This window comes from Streptomyces sp. NPDC088794, assembly GCF_044750545.1.
Classification (GTDB): Bacteria; Actinomycetota; Actinomycetes; order Streptomycetales; family Streptomycetaceae; genus Streptomyces.
Genome location: NZ_JBIVKB010000006.1, coordinates 155,079 through 171,192, shown reverse-complemented (window position 1 = coordinate 171,192; position 16,114 = coordinate 155,079). Strand labels below are relative to the sequence as shown.

At 70.2% G+C, this 16,114-nt stretch carries 23 protein-coding genes and 1 pseudogene; 4 read left to right on the top strand and 20 right to left on the bottom strand.

What is annotated here, in order from left to right; translation table 11 throughout:
* Positions 1-6: 6 nt before the first annotated feature.
* The 19 genes from ACIP6U_RS19215 to ACIP6U_RS19125 form a co-directional block, all read right to left on the bottom strand.
* Positions 7-2,079, bottom strand: a complete 2,073-nt coding sequence (locus ACIP6U_RS19215) for an ATP-binding protein (RefSeq protein WP_401718949.1) — start codon at positions 2,077-2,079, stop codon at positions 7-9.
* Positions 2,080-2,161: 82 nt separating this feature from the next.
* The gene (locus ACIP6U_RS19210) at positions 2,162-2,497 is read right to left on the bottom strand and encodes a hypothetical protein (RefSeq protein ID WP_401718946.1); all 336 of its coding nucleotides are present in this window, start codon (positions 2,495-2,497) and stop codon (positions 2,162-2,164) included.
* Positions 2,494-2,652 carry a hypothetical protein gene (locus tag ACIP6U_RS19205; RefSeq protein WP_401718943.1) on the bottom strand — a complete coding sequence of 53 codons (159 nt, stop codon included), beginning with the start codon at positions 2,650-2,652 and terminating at the stop codon, positions 2,494-2,496. The genes ACIP6U_RS19210 and ACIP6U_RS19205 overlap by 4 nt, the downstream gene beginning before the upstream one ends.
* Positions 2,649-3,329 (bottom strand): hypothetical protein, encoded by a 681-nt coding sequence (locus ACIP6U_RS19200; RefSeq protein ID WP_401718940.1) that lies wholly within the window; start codon positions 3,327-3,329, stop codon positions 2,649-2,651. The genes ACIP6U_RS19205 and ACIP6U_RS19200 overlap by 4 nt, the downstream gene beginning before the upstream one ends.
* Entirely contained in the window at positions 3,326-3,529 is a 204-nt protein-coding gene (locus ACIP6U_RS19195; RefSeq protein WP_401718937.1) for a DUF6907 domain-containing protein, read from the bottom strand. Before ACIP6U_RS19195 ends, ACIP6U_RS19200 begins: the two co-directional genes overlap by 4 nt.
* A gap of 180 nt (positions 3,530-3,709) precedes the next feature.
* Entirely contained in the window at positions 3,710-3,925 is a 216-nt protein-coding gene (locus ACIP6U_RS19190; protein WP_401718934.1) for a hypothetical protein, read from the bottom strand.
* An 80-nt stretch (positions 3,926-4,005) separates the two neighbouring features.
* Positions 4,006-4,173, bottom strand: coding sequence for a hypothetical protein (locus ACIP6U_RS19185; protein ID WP_401718931.1), 168 nt, complete (start codon positions 4,171-4,173; stop codon positions 4,006-4,008).
* Positions 4,173-4,796, bottom strand: coding sequence for a hypothetical protein (locus ACIP6U_RS19180; protein ID WP_401718928.1), 624 nt, complete (start codon positions 4,794-4,796; stop codon positions 4,173-4,175). The genes ACIP6U_RS19185 and ACIP6U_RS19180 overlap by 1 nt, the downstream gene beginning before the upstream one ends.
* Positions 4,793-4,993: a hypothetical protein gene (locus ACIP6U_RS19175; RefSeq protein WP_401718926.1), complete on the bottom strand. Its 201-nt coding sequence runs from the start codon at positions 4,991-4,993 to the stop codon at positions 4,793-4,795. The genes ACIP6U_RS19180 and ACIP6U_RS19175 overlap by 4 nt, the downstream gene beginning before the upstream one ends.
* 13 nt (positions 4,994-5,006) lie before the next feature.
* Positions 5,007-5,531, bottom strand: coding sequence for a single-stranded DNA-binding protein (locus ACIP6U_RS19170; RefSeq protein WP_401718923.1), 525 nt, complete (start codon positions 5,529-5,531; stop codon positions 5,007-5,009).
* Positions 5,532-5,605: 74 nt separating this feature from the next.
* On the bottom strand, positions 5,606-6,142 hold the full coding sequence (locus tag ACIP6U_RS19165; RefSeq protein WP_401718920.1) for a hypothetical protein: 537 nt from the start codon (positions 6,140-6,142) through the stop codon (positions 5,606-5,608).
* Positions 6,139-6,363: a hypothetical protein gene (locus ACIP6U_RS19160; RefSeq protein WP_401718917.1), complete on the bottom strand. Its 225-nt coding sequence runs from the start codon at positions 6,361-6,363 to the stop codon at positions 6,139-6,141. Before ACIP6U_RS19160 ends, ACIP6U_RS19165 begins: the two co-directional genes overlap by 4 nt.
* Positions 6,360-6,575 (bottom strand): hypothetical protein, encoded by a 216-nt coding sequence (locus ACIP6U_RS19155; protein ID WP_401718914.1) that lies wholly within the window; start codon positions 6,573-6,575, stop codon positions 6,360-6,362. The genes ACIP6U_RS19160 and ACIP6U_RS19155 overlap by 4 nt, the downstream gene beginning before the upstream one ends.
* A 424-nt stretch (positions 6,576-6,999) precedes the next feature.
* Positions 7,000-8,544, bottom strand: coding sequence for a phage/plasmid primase, P4 family (locus tag ACIP6U_RS19150; RefSeq protein ID WP_401718911.1), 1,545 nt, complete (start codon positions 8,542-8,544; stop codon positions 7,000-7,002).
* Entirely contained in the window at positions 8,541-9,116 is a 576-nt protein-coding gene (locus ACIP6U_RS19145) for a hypothetical protein (protein WP_401718909.1), read from the bottom strand. Before ACIP6U_RS19145 ends, ACIP6U_RS19150 begins: the two co-directional genes overlap by 4 nt.
* Positions 9,117-9,196: 80 nt before the next feature.
* Positions 9,197-9,397 carry a hypothetical protein gene (locus ACIP6U_RS19140; RefSeq protein ID WP_401718906.1) on the bottom strand — a complete coding sequence of 67 codons (201 nt, stop codon included), beginning with the start codon at positions 9,395-9,397 and terminating at the stop codon, positions 9,197-9,199.
* Complete coding sequence (locus ACIP6U_RS19135) at positions 9,394-9,567, bottom strand: hypothetical protein (RefSeq protein WP_401718903.1); 174 nt, start codon at positions 9,565-9,567, stop codon at positions 9,394-9,396. The genes ACIP6U_RS19140 and ACIP6U_RS19135 overlap by 4 nt, the downstream gene beginning before the upstream one ends.
* 149 nt (positions 9,568-9,716) lie before the next feature.
* On the bottom strand, positions 9,717-10,469 hold the full coding sequence (locus tag ACIP6U_RS19130) for a DUF6907 domain-containing protein (RefSeq protein WP_401718901.1): 753 nt from the start codon (positions 10,467-10,469) through the stop codon (positions 9,717-9,719).
* A 154-nt stretch (positions 10,470-10,623) separates the two neighbouring features.
* Entirely contained in the window at positions 10,624-10,809 is a 186-nt protein-coding gene (locus ACIP6U_RS19125; RefSeq protein WP_401718898.1) for a helix-turn-helix domain-containing protein, read from the bottom strand.
* A gap of 221 nt (positions 10,810-11,030) precedes the next feature.
* Here ACIP6U_RS19125 and ACIP6U_RS19120 point away from each other — a divergent pair, with 221 nt between their 5' ends.
* Positions 11,031-11,897: a helix-turn-helix domain-containing protein gene (locus ACIP6U_RS19120; protein ID WP_401718895.1), complete on the top strand. Its 867-nt coding sequence runs from the start codon at positions 11,031-11,033 to the stop codon at positions 11,895-11,897.
* Here the strand turns inward: ACIP6U_RS19120 and ACIP6U_RS19115 are convergent.
* Complete coding sequence (locus ACIP6U_RS19115; RefSeq protein ID WP_401718892.1) at positions 11,894-13,381, bottom strand: recombinase family protein; 1,488 nt, start codon at positions 13,379-13,381, stop codon at positions 11,894-11,896. The two genes, ACIP6U_RS19120 and ACIP6U_RS19115, sit on opposite strands and share 4 nt — an antisense overlap.
* 42 nt (positions 13,382-13,423) lie before the next feature.
* Between ACIP6U_RS19115 and ACIP6U_RS19110 the strand changes: the two are divergent.
* From ACIP6U_RS19110 to ACIP6U_RS19100, 3 genes and pseudogenes are all read left to right on the top strand, one after another.
* A pseudogene (locus ACIP6U_RS19110) lies at positions 13,424-14,023 on the top strand (CpaF family protein); the annotation flags it as partial.
* Between the two features lie 196 nt (positions 14,024-14,219).
* The gene (locus ACIP6U_RS19105) at positions 14,220-15,095 is read left to right on the top strand and encodes a type II secretion system F family protein (protein ID WP_401719617.1); all 876 of its coding nucleotides are present in this window, start codon (positions 14,220-14,222) and stop codon (positions 15,093-15,095) included.
* A 72-nt stretch (positions 15,096-15,167) separates the two neighbouring features.
* On the top strand, positions 15,168-15,956 hold the full coding sequence (locus ACIP6U_RS19100; protein WP_401718889.1) for a type II secretion system F family protein: 789 nt from the start codon (positions 15,168-15,170) through the stop codon (positions 15,954-15,956).
* The last annotated feature ends 158 nt before the right edge of the window (positions 15,957-16,114 follow it).

Genomic DNA, 16,114 nt, shown 5'->3' with positions numbered 1-16,114 from the left:
GGCGGTTCACTGAGCCTCTGCGATCTCCTCATCGCGGCGTTCGAGGGCCCGCTGAACGCTCTCCCACTTGACCACGGGGTAGCCGTCGAGGACTCCGGGCTCTTCGTCGTACTCGGCGAGCAGCGCCTTGAGGCGGGCGCCGGTCCAGTGCTCGTAGACGGCGTGGTTGCGGGCCTTGAGACGGTGCAGAACCTCTGCGGTACGCACGCGCTTCTCGGTGCCGATGACGACGGACAGGTCGGTGATGTGGTCGACCTCCTGGACGGGTTCGAGCTTGTGGACGGTGGAGGTGCCTGCGCGCATGGTCTTGGCCCGCTCGATGATCTCCTCGGCCTGGTCGTCGTCGATGAAGTGGGTGCGGACGTTCTCGGAGACCTGGCCGGGCGCCATTTTGAGGCCTTCGCCTGCGACGACGAGCTGTCCCTTGTCGAGGCCTTGGCGCAGCTTGTGGGGTGCGGCGCCCTTGGCCACCGGCGCATCGCCCAGGGCCATCTTGGCCTGGGACTCGGTGCCGACGACGAGGGAGGCGCGGATGTGGTTGCCCTCGCGGGAGCGCTTGGGAAGGTTCTGGTCGGTGGGGTCCTGCGTGCCTTCCCAGATGGTGACGTTGACGGCGCGGCCCTGGTCGTGGATGCCCTTGACGGCCCGGAAGTAGCGTGACGTGGCCTTCTGTCCGCCGTAGGGCCGCTTGTCGATGCCGACGGCGCCGGAGCCGTAGGCGACCTGCGCCTCGTCGACGATGATGACGAGCGGGTGGAACTCGGTGCCTTTGGGCTGCAGAAGGCGCCGTTGCATCTCCTCGAAGCCGTCCTCGACCATGTGCGTCACTTCCATGACGTGGTCGTCGGTGGGGCCTTCGATGAGCACCGTGGCGAGCCCGAGGAACATGTGCCAGTCGCCGAGGCCCTTGAGGTCGGCGATGCGGAACTCGACGGTCGGGTCCAGGGCCAGCCACAGGGCGAGGGCGCGCAGCGAAGCGGTCTTGCCTTGGTTGGACAGGCCGGTGACCAGGATCATCTTCTGGTAGAGGGTGACGAGGGCGGCGTCGCCGCGCAGGGTGACGCCCCAGGGGCAGCGTCCGGTCCTGTAGTCGGCCTTCATGTCAGGGTCGGTGACCAGGGGTGAGGCGGGGACGGGTTCGTCGAGGGCGCCCGAGTCGGCGATCCACAGGCGGACCGTGCGGGCGGCCGGCGGGATGGTGATGAATACCTCGTGCTCGTGGCGGCCGAGGTTTTCGGCGAGCTTGCGGCGCCGGTTCTGGATTTCTTCGGTGGACACGCCAGAGGGCAGGTGGACGTCGACCTCGACGCCGACGCCGGCCGGGGTGATCAGGCTGAGCATGGCGGCGCCCGCGTCCTCCATGTCGGTGATGGCCTTGCGGAGGGCGGAGATGCCCAGGTCACGGAAGGCTTTCACGACGATGGACGGGGTGATCGGCTCGCCGTCTCCGCGGGCTCGGGCGGGCAGCGCCCAGCGTGGTGCGGCCTGGCGGCGCCGGCCGACGTCCCACAGTGCGGCGAGGCCGATGGCGGGGCCGAGCAGGGGGATCAGGCCCCACACGACGGTGCCGATGATGAACGCCCAGCGGATGGCGTCGACGGTGAACTGGAAGGGGACGGCCAGGTCCGCGAAGTCCTTGTTCGCGACGGCCAGGGCCGCGCCGGCCGCGGTGAGGATGCCGGCGCCGGTCAGGGCGACAGCACCGGCTGCGCGCGGGGCCTGGCGCATGGCGGTCATCATCTCCATGCGCCGCTTGTGGCGGGCTTCGCGGAAGCGGTGGGCGCGCTCCTCCCACTCCCTGGCCTCCTCCATGTTTCCGACAGCTTCGGCGGCCCGCATCATCCGTCCGTACCGGGCGGTGGTGCGGTCCTCCCATACGCGGCGCCATACGATGCGTCCGCCGCCGGCGGTGTAGGCGCCGTGCCGGACGACGATCCGGCAGGCGTTGCGTGTGCGTTCGTCGGTGAGGGCGGCCCGCATCCGTTCGCGTGCGCGGCGACGGTCGGGACGGGTCGGGGACGCTTCGCCGGGGTGGGTGTCCTGGGCGTCCGCTGGCGTCTTGATGAGGGTGATGGTCATGCTTGGGGCTTCCTTGCTCCTTGCTGGGGCTTGGACGCCCGAGGACGGCGACGGCTTGGCGGCAGGACGCCGTCCTCGGGGACTACTTGCGCAGGTCGCGCCACATCGAGCGCAGGACGAGGAGGCAGCCCGTCGCGCAGGTGCCGCCGATCGCGAGGGCGATGAGCGCCGCCGCGAAGGCCAGCGCCAGGACGCAGGCGACGCAGCCACCGACGACGGCGAGGCCGCCGATGGTCCACCACTTCCGCGCGTTGAAATCGGGCGTCGGGGCGTGGTGTTCGCAGGCCGGCCGCTGCTGCTGGGTGGTGGCGATCTTGGCCAGCTCGACGGCGGCGAGCGCGACTTGGACGGCCGCGGTGTCCGCGCTGGCTTCTCTCACCGCGGCCTCGGCCTTGTCGAGCGGGCTGGGCTCGGTCATGCCGCCCACCTGCGGGCGCGTCGGGCGATGGCCGGGCGGAGGAGGACGCCGGCGGTGAACGCGACGACGATCGAGTTCGCGGCGACCGCAAGGACCAGGGCGGGGCACAGGACCAGGAGGAGGCCGAGGATGGCGCCGGCCAGGATCCACCTCATGCCCTCACCCCCATGTGCGGCGGGTTGAGTTGCTCAGGGTGGAAGAGGTTGTGTCCTCGGGCGTCCTTGGTGAAGACGTCCAGGCGTCCGGCCGCGACCCAGCCGCGAACGGTGGACGGGTCGACGCCGTAGTGCTCGGCGACGTCCTTGGACGTGAGGAGACGCAGCTCGGACGGCTCGGCGTCCTGCGCGTCCTGGTCTGTCCCGGGCGGGAGTTCGGGGGTCTCGCCGGTGTTCTGCTGCTCGTCGCGTGCGAGGGAGATCTCGATGTCCGGCGGGACGTCCGGGACTCGCTCGGGGACGGGCGGGACAGTGGTGGACGGCATGTCGTCCAGGGGCGTCTGCCGGGCGAGCGCGTGCGTCCTCCACAGCGCGATCGGTACGAGGAGGGAGACGACGGTGACGAGGGTGAGGTCGACCTCGACGACGCCGGCCTCCAGGGCGTGGGCGGCGACCTGCGCTGCGCCCATCAGGGCCAGGGACAGGAACACGTCGACGGCGCGGAACCACTTCAGGGCGGCGACGACGTAGCAGTCGATCGAGGTCGGGAGCATGACCGCGATCGGCGGGCGGGCGCCGAGGCGGCGGGCGAGCTCGTACTCGGCGATCGCCGTGTAGCAGAGGCCGGCGGCGGTGGAGGCGCGGCGGATCCACACGCGGGAGTTGTCGGTGCTCATGCGGCGCCTCCGGCGAGGATCTCGGCGAGCTGGCGGCCGAGGTCGCCGGGGGCGATGACGTGCTCGGGTCCGGCGTGGGAGACGTCGACCTTGTAGCCGGCGCGGTCGGTGTCGTGGCCGGCGCACCAGTCGGGTTCGTCGATCTCCAGGGGCTTGGTGACCCAGACATTGACGGTCGCGGTACGGGGCTCGGTGCTCACTGGCCACCGCCGGCGGGCAGGTCGCGGACGGGTTCGGTGAGGGGGGAACTTGCGGCGCCGTCGGGGCGCGCGGAAAGATCGGCCATAGCCGGATCTCCTCCTGTGTTGGCAGGTAGGTGGTGCGGTCAGGCCCTTGGCTGGCGTTGGCGCGCCGGCCTTGGGCCGTCTTCAGTTGTGGGGCTACGCCCTCGACTGCTTCTTCTTGAGGGCGTTGATGGCGCGGCTGATGCCGGCGCGGGTGACTCCGAGTTCTCTGGCTACTTCGGCTTGGCTGCCGAGTTCGGTCTCGCCGTCGATGAGGGCTTGGGCCCGTTCGTCGGTGGCCTCCTGGTAGGCCTGCTGTGCGGCCTCTTGCTTCTGGACGGCGGCGTCATGGCGCTCTCTCCACGTAGTCACGTCCCTCCCTTTACCGGAAGCGGTGACTGCCCGACAACTGTAACCAGGGGTGGCGACAGGCGTCAACACCCCTGGCGACGTCACGGCTTCTCCTTGCTCTTCGCCCGCTGGAACGCCTCATGTATGAGTCGCTGCGCGGCGGCCAAGTGGCGTGTGCAGATGAGGAGTTCCGCCGACCCGTCGACGGCCTCGCCGGTGCACTGGTTGCCGTTCCGGTTCAGCACGCGGCAGGTCAGGTAGCCGGCCATCACACCGCCTCCTTCGGCTGGTGGAACTGCAGAAGTAGCAAGTCCTGCTCGGTCCGGTACTCCGTGCGGCACCACCGGCAGCGCAGCGTCTCCCCGGGCAGCCGGGACAGGACCGCGCCGCACACCGTGCCCGCGTCGTCGGTCACCGCCACGCACAGGCCGAGCCGCTGACGGCGCGGCACCGGATCCCCGACGACCGACCGGGCCGCCCGCTCCAGCTCCCGCACCTCGCGCGCCAGCTCCCCGGCCGCCGGGTAGTGCTCGGCGATCCACTCCAGTTCCATGGCCAGCCAACGGGCGTCGGCGCCCAGCCCGCCCGGGGGCGGTGCGCTGTGCTGCGGCCAGCGCACCCGCTGTACGTCCACCCGCCAGGAGTGCACGACGGCCGCCATGCCGCCGGTGCCCATCTCGTCGAGCACGTCCTCGTTGAGCGGGGAGCGCGGGCCGGCCGCGCCCCGGGTCGCGACGATCTCGCCGAAGCCGGACCGGCGCGGCACCAGGCACTGGACCAGCTCGTCGTACAGCAGGGGCAGTTCGGCAAGGCGCCCGGCCAGGGCCACGGTGTCCCGCTCGCACAGGTACCGGCCGCCGGTGTCGTCGCCGCACAGTTCGCAGGTGGTCATGCCCGGCTCCGCTGCTGCAGCTGGTAGAGGCGGAAGCTGCTGTGGAAGAGGTCGCCGGCCGTCTGCTTGCGGGCGGTCTCGGCTTCGGTCCGGCCGCGGCGGGCTCCCCGCATGCTGCCGATCATGTCGAGTGCGGCCATGCCCTGGGCGCCGATGCCGATGCCGTAGATGAGCATCTGGAACTCGGTCAGTGTCACGTCGTCTCCCGGCTCAGAAAGGGGGCTCTTCGGGGTGGCCGACCGGGGCCGCGGCGGGCTGCTGCTGTTGCGCGCCACCCCATCCGCCACCCTGCGCCTGGCCGTTGGCGGGCTGCGCTCCGGCCCAAGGGTCAGTCGTTGCTCCCTGGGCAACACCTGCCTGCCCGCCACCGCTCGGGTTCTTGGTGACCTTGGCGGTGGCGCGGGCGAGGGTCGGGCCGACCTCGTCGACGTCGATCTCGTACACGGTGCGCTTGACCTGCTCGCGGTCCTCGTAGCTGCGCTGCTTGAGCCGGCCCTGCACGATGACGCGGACGCCGCGGGCGAGGGACTCGGCGACGTTCTCGGCGGCCTGACGCCACACCGAGCAGGTCAGGAACAGGCTCTCGCCGTCCTTCCACTCGTTCGAGGTCTTGTCGAAGACGCGCGGGGTGGAAGCGATGCGGAACTTGGCGACGGCGACGCCGGCCGGGGTGAAGCGGAGTTCGGGGTCGTCGACCAGGTTGCCGACGATCGTGATGACGGTCTCTCCGGACACGGAGGGCTCCTTCTGTGGTGTGCTGGGTGGGCGGCCGGGCCCGATATCCGCGGGCCCGGCCGGTGTTGTGCGGGTCAGGCGTCGTCGCCGGTGCCGTTGGCGCCGTCGAGGTCCTCGACGATCTCCAGGTCGAGCGTGGCGGCGATGCCGCCGAGCTTCAGGTAGGTGTCCTCGTCGAGCTTGTCGGCGAGCGCCTTCGTGACCTGGTTGATGGCGGCTGCGGCGTAGGAGCGTCCGACGTGGTTGAGCGCGGTAGCCAGGGCGTGCCGGTGGGCCGCGTCCCCTTCGAGGTCCAGGTAAGCGACGGCAGCGTGCTGCCCCTGCATGTACTCCTCGACGGCCCTGGCGAGGACGCGCTTGTAGGCGAGCGCGCTGTAGGGGCTGGTGTGCTCGTTGAGGACGTACTGGGTGATGGTGGCGCCGCAGTCGAAGTGCTCGCTGATCGGGTCGCCGGCCTTGATGCCGCAGGCGCAGCACTGCAGGAAGTTGCCGCCCTTATGGGTCTTCGGGTCCCACCAGCTGCCGAAGTGCACGCTTTCGGTGGTGCCGCAGTCCTGGCAGTTGGTGGGTCCGGTGTGGCCGTGGGCGCGGGCGATATCGGTGGTGGTCACTGGTTCTCCTCGGGGGTGTTGAGGCCGCGGGCGGCGGCCACGATCTGGTCGACGAGGGCCTGGCCGCGGGCCGGGTTGGGTGAGTGGGCGGCGAGCGTGCGCATGCCGGCTTCGTCGATGACGACGTGTGTGCGGCCGAAGGTGTCGGTGATGGTCTTGGTGTCGACGCCGAGTGCGGCACAGATGGCCTTGGCGTCGGCGTCGGTGAAGTCGTCGGTCACTGGTTCTCCTCGGTGGTGTTTGTGGAGGACGGGATGTCCTTCGCAGATCCGTCCGTCTGCTGGACGGAATTCAGGTGCCGCAGCTTGGCGGCGTGCCGGTGGGCGAGGCCGCGCTGCCGGGCGGCGTTGAGGGCTGCGCGCCGGCGCTTCGCTTCCTCGGCCCGGCGGGCGGCGGCGGCGATCTTCTCGGCCACGACGTCGTCGACGTTCACGACGGACGCGCAGGGGGCAGCAGGGGCAGCCGTGCGCGCAAACTCTCGGCGGTACAGACAGAGCGACCCATCCGTGATCCGAATGCGGGGTAATGTCCGTTTCCGCTGAAGTAGCTACAGGGAAACTTTCCGGAATTAGCTGCCCCCACTGCCCCCTGCGGAAGAAAAGCCCAGGTCGCGGCGGGTTTAGAGCGGGGGCAGACACGGCCTTTTACCTGCCCCCAAGCTGCCCCCACCTGCCCCCTTGTTGCTGCCCCTTGCTGCCCCAAAACTGCCCCCTGTGGATAACTCCGGCTTGAGCCATGAAGGCGCAGGTCAGTGGCTGTGGAGAAACGCAGCAGCAGGGAGGTGGTGTGGGGCTGGGGGCAGCTGCTGGGGGCAGGTGGGGGCATGGTGCTGGAGGGGGCAGCAGGGTGCTGGTGCATCAACGTCCCCAGCCTGCGGGCGCCATCTGCTTGGGGCCGATGGTGATGCCCGCGTAGCCGCGCGTGCCGCTGATCTTGGCCTGGCGGTACGACACATCGAGGCGTGCGTAGAACCTGGACGGGCGGAGCGGCTCGCGCATGGCGGACTCCTTGCACCACCGCTTGTACATCTCGTACAGCTCGGTGCGCGGGGACCAGCCGCCCTCCTCGATGGTGAGGAAGTCGTCCTCGGCGAACTCGGCGACGAACGCGGTGACGCCGTCCGCAGTGGACCTGAACCGCTCGCCGGCCTGGACGACTTCGGGCGGTGGGGCGAGGCCGTCGCTCAGGTACTTCTCCAGGCCACGAGCGGCCCACGCGAAGATGCCTTCCAGCTCGCCGTGCAGCTTCTCCTCAAGCCGCTCGTCGCGGTCGGGGTCTCCGGCGAGGAACTGGCGGAGGAACGGGACGACGCGGATGCGGGTCCAGATGGCGTCGTCGTCGCCGGTGATCTTCGGGTACTGGTTGGAGCACACCCAGATCACGCACTCCGGTGTCCATGTCCGGTTGTTGGCGTAGAGCTCCCTGGTGGTCTGCTCGTCGCGGCCGGTGAGCCGCTTGACGAGGGCCTCGTCCATCTCCTCGCCGGGCCGTGATTCGGAGGTGGTGACGAACCGTCTACCCGCCATGCCGTCGACGTCGTTGTTGACGGCGCCCTCGCGGCGGGGGCGGAGTGCGCCGTCGGATGCGACCTGCCCGTACTCGCCGAACAGGCGGGACATGACGCCGGTGAAGATGCTCTTGCCGGTGTCGGAGGGGCCGTACAGGTAGACCAGTGTCTTCTCGTTAGACAGGCCGGACAGGGTGTATCCGGCGGCTTTCTGCAGGTACAGGCGGGTGGCCTCCTCGGGGATGTTCATTTCCAGGAAGCGCTCCCACTGGGGCGCCTTGGCGTTCGGGTTGTAGGGGACGCCGAACATCTTCGACAGCATCAGGTCGGGTTCGTGGGGGCGGAGTTTCACTCGGTCGGTGTCGAGTACGCCGTTCGGCAGGTTGAGCCAGCGCCGGTCGCGGTCGAAGTCGTCTGTCTGCGCGTGCAGTTCGGGGAAGGACAGGGCGGCGGAGATGGCGCGACCCATGGCGCGGTGGTCGCGGAGCTTGGCGACGTAGGCGAGGAAGACGTCACGGTCGCTGGGCAGTTGCTTGCCCTTGTCGTCGACCGGGTTGTCGCTGCTGTACTCCAGGGCTTCGGACCTGGGCAGGTCTTCGACGGTGAGGCGCATGAGGGTGCGCACGAGGGTGTCGCCACCGTGGAACGCCCACCGGCGGCCGTCGTACACGGCCCACTCGCCGCCCTTCTTGACGAGCACCCAGCGGACGATCGGTCCGTACCGGTCGATGAGGCGCTGGGCGTTGCCGATGTCGTCGCGGGTCCGCATCGTCCGGGCGGCACGCGGGGGCGGCGGGAAGGTGGTGACGGTACGCAGCTTCGGCACTGCGTCCGTCCACTCCTCGCCTCCCCACATGTCGTCGGCGGGTGAGCCGACATCGGCGGCGGAGGTCACGCTGCCTCCTGTCGCTGCTGGGTGTAGGTGAGGTACGTGCCGGGCTGGCCGGGTACGGCGATCGGCGGCCACCCTGCCGTCGCGTGCAGCTGGTGTGCAGGCTTGGGCCTGGCGGCCTCGTCGAGCTGGGCACGGCTGCGGGTGTCGATGAGGTTGGGTGTGCGGCCCAGGTTCTTCAGCCAGGCGCCGAGTTCCTCCTCGTCGCCGTAGCGCCGCCACATCTCGGCGGCTTCGAGGGCTCCAGCCAGCCGGCGGGGGTCATCGGGGGTGAGGGCGACCCACTCGGGGCTGCCGTAGCGGGGGAAGTCGCGCGCCGACCAGGCGATCTTGGCGTTTGCCCACAGCGCGGTCATGGCGTCCGGGTCCACGGTGGACGGCTCTGGGGCAGGGGTACGCACTTCCTGCGTACCCTCACCGCACCCGGCGGCGGTGCAGTCGAGGGGGTCGCGGTGCCCACAGTCGAACGGCTCGCAGCGGCTCGCCGCGGCGCGACGGTTCGCCAACTGGGCCGCGATGCCGAGGGAGTCGAGCCGGATCGCTTGGATCGGCTTCTGCTCGGGGGTGCTGTTCACGAACGGCTCTTCTCTTCGAGCTGGATCAAGAGTTCGCGGGGGTGCAGGCCGGGCGCGGCGCGGTACACCCGGCCTGCGGCTCACCCGGTGCTGCGTCGCTGTTTGGCGAGCGCCTCGGCCATGGCGGTGACCTGGTTGCACCAGCGGCGGCCGGCGGCAAGGACGCTGCGCGGGGAGGGCTGGGCGTCAAGGTCCGCGCGGATCGCGTCGATGGTGAGTTGACGGCGGGCCCGCTCGGCGGCATACCGAAGCCGCACGTCGTCGTCTGGGGGCTGGCTCACGCCGCCTCCCTTGCTGCGGGCGCGTGGAAGGCGGCACGGATCCGGGCGCGCTGATCGTCCGTGAGGGGCGGCGCCTGGTCGGCGATGCGGACGATGCGTGCCCAGTAGGCGGCGTTCCGCACCGGGTCGTCGAAGCGGACGGGCCGGGCCGAGGGGTACACAAGGGCCATCGAGTCCTCCTTGGACTCTCCAGGCCCCGCGCCTGTGTCCAAGCACAGCACAGATTCGCTGCCGTGTTCCCCCTGCTCGGGCCTGGCCGGGCGGCCGGGGGTTTCGGGTGTAGCGAAACCCCCAGCCGTCGCGGTGTTCTGTGGGGTGCTCACGCCTCGGCTGCCTTGAGGTGCAGGCGCATGGCGCGCAGCTGGTCGAGGAACGCGGCCAAGTCGTCGATGACGGGGTCGAGTTCGTCGCCGGTCAGGACCGTGCCGTTGCTGTCGGATCCGCTGATGGAGACGGTTGCCCCGCCCCCGTCGCTGGCGTCGGAGCAGAGCCGGGCACTGAGCAGCGTGCCTTCTGCGGTCTGCACGTGCTGCGGCGCGGACACGGAACTCTCGAAGCCCACGTGGTCGACGTAGTCGCCCTGTTCGTCGGGGTCGCCGCTGACGCACGCACCGGGCTGGCACCACGGGAAGTGGCCAGCGACGGGTTCAGCCGTCATGCTGCGGGCGAAGTGGGTGAGCCCCCGGACCTCGGAGCCGAACGTCGTGAGCCTGCCGCTGAAGGTGTCGGCCTGGTCGAGGGTGTAGAAGCCGGCCTGGCCGCCGCCCTCTGTGATGCGGACGTGGGGTTCGCGCATCTTCGGGTCGGACGAGTAGATGTCCTGGCCGAGCTGGCCGTAGGCGAACAGGTCGTCCGCGCTGCCGTCGAAGCAGGGCGCGTAGAGGTTGACAGGCCTGCCGGTGTGGTCGATGTCGACGACATCCCGGAAGCGGTTGGTCTCGTGCTTCTCACTGCAGAACCAGGTCGGGCAGGCAATGGGAACCTGAATCCCACTGACGTGCGCGGTGACGATGGCCAGGCCGAGGTGGGGGGAGCGCTGGACGGTCGGGGTCGACGGCGTCGTTGCCGCCATGGGAAGCTTCATGTGAGTTGTTCCGTTCTCTTACTGGTGTGAGGTGCGGATTGCTCGACTGGAGAGCCCGGCTGAGACCCGGGCTCTCTGTCGTTTCCGGCGGACGCTCCCGGCTGAGACCCGAGAGCGGCCGAGGCTTCGGTGGTCGGCGCGCTCACGCGACCTTCTCCCGCTCGGCGAGCCAGGCGTCGACGGCTTCGCGGCGGTAGACGATGTCCCTCCCGAGGCGGAATCCGTTGGGGCCGACCTTGCGGTGGCGCCATCCACGGATGGTGTTCACCGGCTTGTTGAGGTACGTGGCGAGCTGCTTCGTAGTGAGCAGCTCAAGACTCTGGGTCATGGGCAGTGCTCCGTTGTGGCTGGGCGTCGCCATTGTGATTGGCGTTGCGAGCTGACCCACAATTTACGCAACGTTATGACCAACGTCAACCACAATGTTGGGAGTGTGTAGAACATTGTGGGTGATCATGGAGCCCTGGCCCAAAGCTGCACTAGCGCTGCACCCCAACGTTGTGGATGCTGTACCTCGACGATGACCAACGTTGAGGAGGATTGGACGGCATGGCCACAACGCGGAAGCCAGAAGACTGGGCGCGGCTCGGCGAGTGGATCGCCTTGCGGCGCAGGCAGTTGGGGATGGACCAGAGCGAACTGGCTGAAGCGTCAGGGGTCTCTGAGAACACGATCAGCAACTACGAGCGCGGGCGGGTGCCAGCAAGGGGCAAGGTGCCGGCTGGGTATTACCGCGTAGAGAAAGCTCTGCAGTTCGCCAAAGGTAGCGTCGACCTGATCCTCGACGGCTACGACCCTGGGTTCGCTGTCGAAGGGGCGATGAGTGACCGAATGACTCTGAGGTCACCGGATGAAGTTGATGACCCGCTGCTTGCCGCAGTGGTCGAGAAGATCCAGGAGGCCATGCAGCTATCGGCTGCCGTCTCGCTATTCCTGGACCTTGCGCATCGCTGGAATGCGCCTCGGGAGGATATTGAGCGCTTCAAGGAGGCTCATGATGTGCTTTTCGGCAGGCTTTTCGAGGCGGGGAACGGACCACCGGAGGTGCAGCGATGGCACGAAGCAGCCGCTGCAGGCAAGGTGTCATCTGAACTGCTGAGTAAGCGTCCCGACCTTGGGTGGGCCGCCCTGGCCCTCGATCCTGCGGACCTGGAATCGCACCACAGTATCGGTGATGTACTCCGCGAGGCATGCTTGGACAAGGGGATCGACCAGGACGAATTGGCTCGGCTCAGTAGGGTCCCGAAGCGGATCGTCAGTCTGATCTTGGCCGACCGATACGACTTTCCCGGCGCATTCATGCATGCGCCTGTCTATATCCGCCTCCTCGCTGATGCTCTCGAAATCGATTCGGCGCCACTCCTCGAACAGTTCGATGAAAAGTACGCGAAAGACTTGGATGAGAGCGAGGACTAGTTTCCCCTCTTCCAGCCGAACACGACGGCGTCGTAGTCGAAGTACCCGCCGTCGGGCATGCGCCCGGGCCGCGGCGTCTTCAGCGTGACCTCGACCAGCGCCCGCAGTACGTTCCGCTTCCGCTCCAGCTCCAGCGCCCGCCACGCCTTCCGCACATCCGGTGCACCCACGAGGCCGACCAGCGGATCGACCGTCGCCGCACGCGCCAACTGCCGCGTCACGCCCTCCAGCTGCGCGCGGGCCGTGTCCATGCCCTCGGTGAACGGCGCCAGCTCCAGCTGGCCCGCACCGAACATGCCGCCCAGATCCTGCATGCGCTGCCGGATCCGCGCGTCCTCGGCTTGCAGCCCCGCCACGTCCACGCCGTCGTCCACGGGCAGCAGCAGGTCGTGCGCGTCGTCGCGTGACAGACGCTCGACGAGGACGTCCTCGACGTACTGGTCGACCTTCTCCGCCCGCCGGCCGCCGCCGTGCCCGGTCTGGCACCGGTAGGACGGGTACAGCCGCCCGCCGCTCTGCGTCACGTACACGAAGTGCGGGCAGTCCCCGCGACCGCACCGGAACAGGATCGACCCCAGCCACCTCGGGGTGGTGCCCCGGGACGTCCTGCGGGCCGGGTCCTTCAGGATCGCCACCACGGCCCTGTACTTCGCCTCGTCGACGATCGGCTCCCACTGGCCACGCCCGACCTCCTCGCCCTTGTAGACGGCGATCCCGGCGTTCCTGGGGCGCATCAGCATGTCCCGCAGCTCGGTGTGCGTGATGGGGTTCCCGCGCGTCGTGAGGATGCCCTTGGCCGCGCACCACCGCACCAGGCCGTGGATGGACCCGCCGCCGAGCATCTCGTCCGTCCAGTGCCGCAGGACCTCGGCCTCCTCGGGGACGGTCTTCGACATGTCCAGCTCGGGGACCTCGACCTCCTCGCCGGTCTTCCGGTCGACCCGCTTCTTCAGCTCGCCAGTGGGCACGCCCCACCCGAACGGGCGGATCCCGCCGGCCCACTCACCGGCCATGGCCTTCTGCTGGCGGGCCCGGGCGACACGGTGCCCCTTGTGCTCGGACTCCTGGCGTGCGACGGCGCCGAGGATCCGCGCGGTCATCCGGCCGGACGGCGTGGCGAGGTCGATCGTCCCGGCCTGCACCGTGTGCGTGGCGATGCCGCGGCGGTCGGACAGCTCGATGTACTCCTCCAGCTCGACGATCGAGCGGGTCAACCTGTCGGTGTGCCAGACGATGACGACCGTCGCGGTGCCCTCGTCGAGGTCGGCGAGCATCCGCCGGTAGCCCTTGCGCAGCTTCCCACTGTAAGCAGACACGTCGTTATCGACGTACACCTCGACGACGTCCCAGCCGTTACGTTCCGCGAGCGCCCGACAGTCTTCTTCCTGCCGCTCGACGCCGAGGCCGGCGCCCGTCCGGTCCTGCGAGATCCGGCAATAGATCGCGGCGCGCGTCGGGGTGTTGGCCGCTGGAGTGGGCTTCATCCTCCGAGTCTGCCCCAGTAGTGGTGTCACTGTCCCAGGTTCGGGAAGACGACTCTCTTGAGCGCGCTGCTGGGGCTGATCGGGCCCGGCGAGCGGATCGTGCTCGCGGAGGACTCTGCGGAGTTGCGGCCGGACCATCCACATGTCGTCCGCCTGGAGACCAGACCCGCCAACCAGGAGGGCGCGGGCCTCGTCACGCTCCAGGACCTGGTCCGGCAGGCGCTGCGGATGCGGCCCGACCGGCTGGTCGTGGGCGAGGTGCGCGGAGCCGAAGTGGTGGATCTCCTGGCCGCGTTGAACACCGGCCACGAGGGAGGCTGCGGCACCGTGCACGCCAACGCGGCCGCGGACGTGCCGGCGCGGTTGGAGGCACTCGGCGCGGCGGCCGGGCTCGATCGGGCGGCGCTGCACAGCCAGTTGGGGGCGGCGTTGGCGGTGGTCCTGCATCTAGTGCGCGACCGGACCGGACGGCGGCGGATCGCTGAGGTGCACGTGCTGGAGCGGGACCAGTCCGGGTTGGTGCGAACGGTGCCGGCGCTGCGGTGGGGGGAGGCGGCGTTTGTGTACGAGCGGGGGTGGGAGCGGTTGCGGGGGTTGTTGGACGGCGGGTTCTTCGATGGAGCGCCGGGTGGGTGTGGGTGAGGCGGGGTTCGTGTGTGGGCGGGGGCTGTTGGAGGGCGAGTTCAGGGACGGGGACAGGGACGGTGGTCGGCATGACGCAGGCGGAGGCGGGAGTGGCTGACGGGGCTGAAGGGGCTGCTGAAAAGCGAGTTCGTCGGAGGAGGACGTGATGGGTGGGACGGCGATGGCTGCGATGACGGAGGCGGGGATGGCGGAGATGGGGGCGATCGGGGTGCCGGAAGCGGCGATGGGTGCGGCCGTGGTGTGTGCCGGTGCCGTGGTGTGGCTGTTGGGCGGGCGGCAGTCCGGGGCTCGGCGGGCGCAGTTGCTGCTCGCGGGTGGTGGGGCGGTGGGGAGTGGGCCGCCGTTCTGGCGGGAGGCGGTCGGGGAGCTGCGGCGGCTTCGGGGGCGGCTGGGCGCTGAGTGGTGGGCGCCGGTTGCCGGGCTGGTGCTGGCGGTGCTGGGTGGTTCGGTGCTGCCGGTCGTCGCGGGGGCGGCCGGGGTGCCGTTGCTGCGCCGGGTGCGGGTGGCGAGCGAGGCCCGGCGTTCCCGGGAGAACCGGGCGGACGCGGTGATCGCGCTGTGCGGGGCGGTCGCCGGGGAGGTGCGGGCCGGGCGGCAGCCGGGGGAGGCGTTGTTGCATGCCGCGCGTGACTCCGGCGGGCTCGGGGACGGGCAGGCCGTGGTGCTGGCGGCGGCGCGGTTCGGCGGCGATGTCCCTGAGGCTCTTGCGGCGGCTGCTCGGCAACCCGGTGCGGAAGGCCTGCTGGGCCTGGCCGCGTGCTGGCGGGTGGCGGTCGGCCAGGGGGCGGGCCTGGCGGCCGGACTCGACCGGCTCGAAGGGGCGCTGCGCGCGGAGCGGGACCAACGGGCCGACCTGCGCGCCCAGTTGGCCGGCGCCCGGTCGACGGCCGTGATGCTCGCCGGCCTGCCGGTCCTGGGCCTCCTCCTCGGCGTGGCTCTGGGCGCCGACCCACTGCATGTCCTGCTGCACACCGGCGCGGGGTTGGGGTGCCTGGTGGTCGGGGGCGTGCTGGAGGGCGTCGGGATGTGGTGGGCGATGCGGATCGTGAAGGGGGCCGAGGCGGTGTGAGGGCGGGAGCGGGGCGCGGGTGGGTGGCGTGGTGTCGGGCGTGGATCGGGAGTGCGGAAGGGGTTGGGCGGTGTGAGTGCGGAAGTTGTCCACAGGGTGGGGGTGACCTTGGGGGTGTTGTGCGTCCTGGGGTGGCTGCTGCGGTGGGCCGAAGGGGTCCGGCGTGAGCGGCGGGTACGGCGTCGGGTGACTGAGCTGCTGGCCGCTGCGGAGCTGACGTCCGGGCGCCCGTGGGGCGAGGTGCGGACGGGGGTGCGGCGGCAACTGCCCTTGGTGGCGGCGGGGTGTGCCGGGTGGGTGCTGGTCGGGGGCGTTGCCGGTGTCGTCGTGGGGCTGGTGATCGCTGCTGGGCTGTGGTGGTGGCGTGAGCGGCAGTCGGCGGCGGGTGGTGTGCGGACGTACGACGAGGGCGAGGCGGCGCGTCAACTGCCTCTCGCGTCTGATCTGTTGGCCGCGTGTATCGCCGCGGGCGCCGGTCCCGTGGTCGCTGCTCAGGCAGTGGGCGAGGCGCTCGGCGGCCCCGTCGGGGAGGCGCTCGCTCGGGGTGCGGCGGAGGTGCGGCTCGGTGGGGAACCGGCAGAGGCCTGGCGGAGATTGGCCGCGTTGCCCGGCGCCGGGGCTCTGGCGCGGCTGCTGGAACGCGCCGATGTGTCCGGGCTCCCTGCGGCGGGGCCGGTGGCCCGGTTGGCGGCGGAGGCTCGCGCCGAGTGGACGCGCGCCGCGACGGCACGGGCCAGACGGGCGGCCGTGATGGTCACCGTGCCGGTGGGGCTGTGCTTCCTGCCCGCGTTCATCGCGGTCGGCGTACTGCCCGTGGTGATCGGGCTGGCGGGAGGAGTGATGGGAGGGGGTGGCGGGTGACGAGGGGCGAGTAGCCGTCGCTGGTGGACGGGATCGGTGGGCCGGAGGGCCTGTCCCGAGAAGCACGGCAGTGAGAAGTACGGCAATGAGAAGTGCGGCGCCAATCAGCGCGGCAGCACGACAGCACGACGACAGAGATCGTCAACGGGACTGATTCC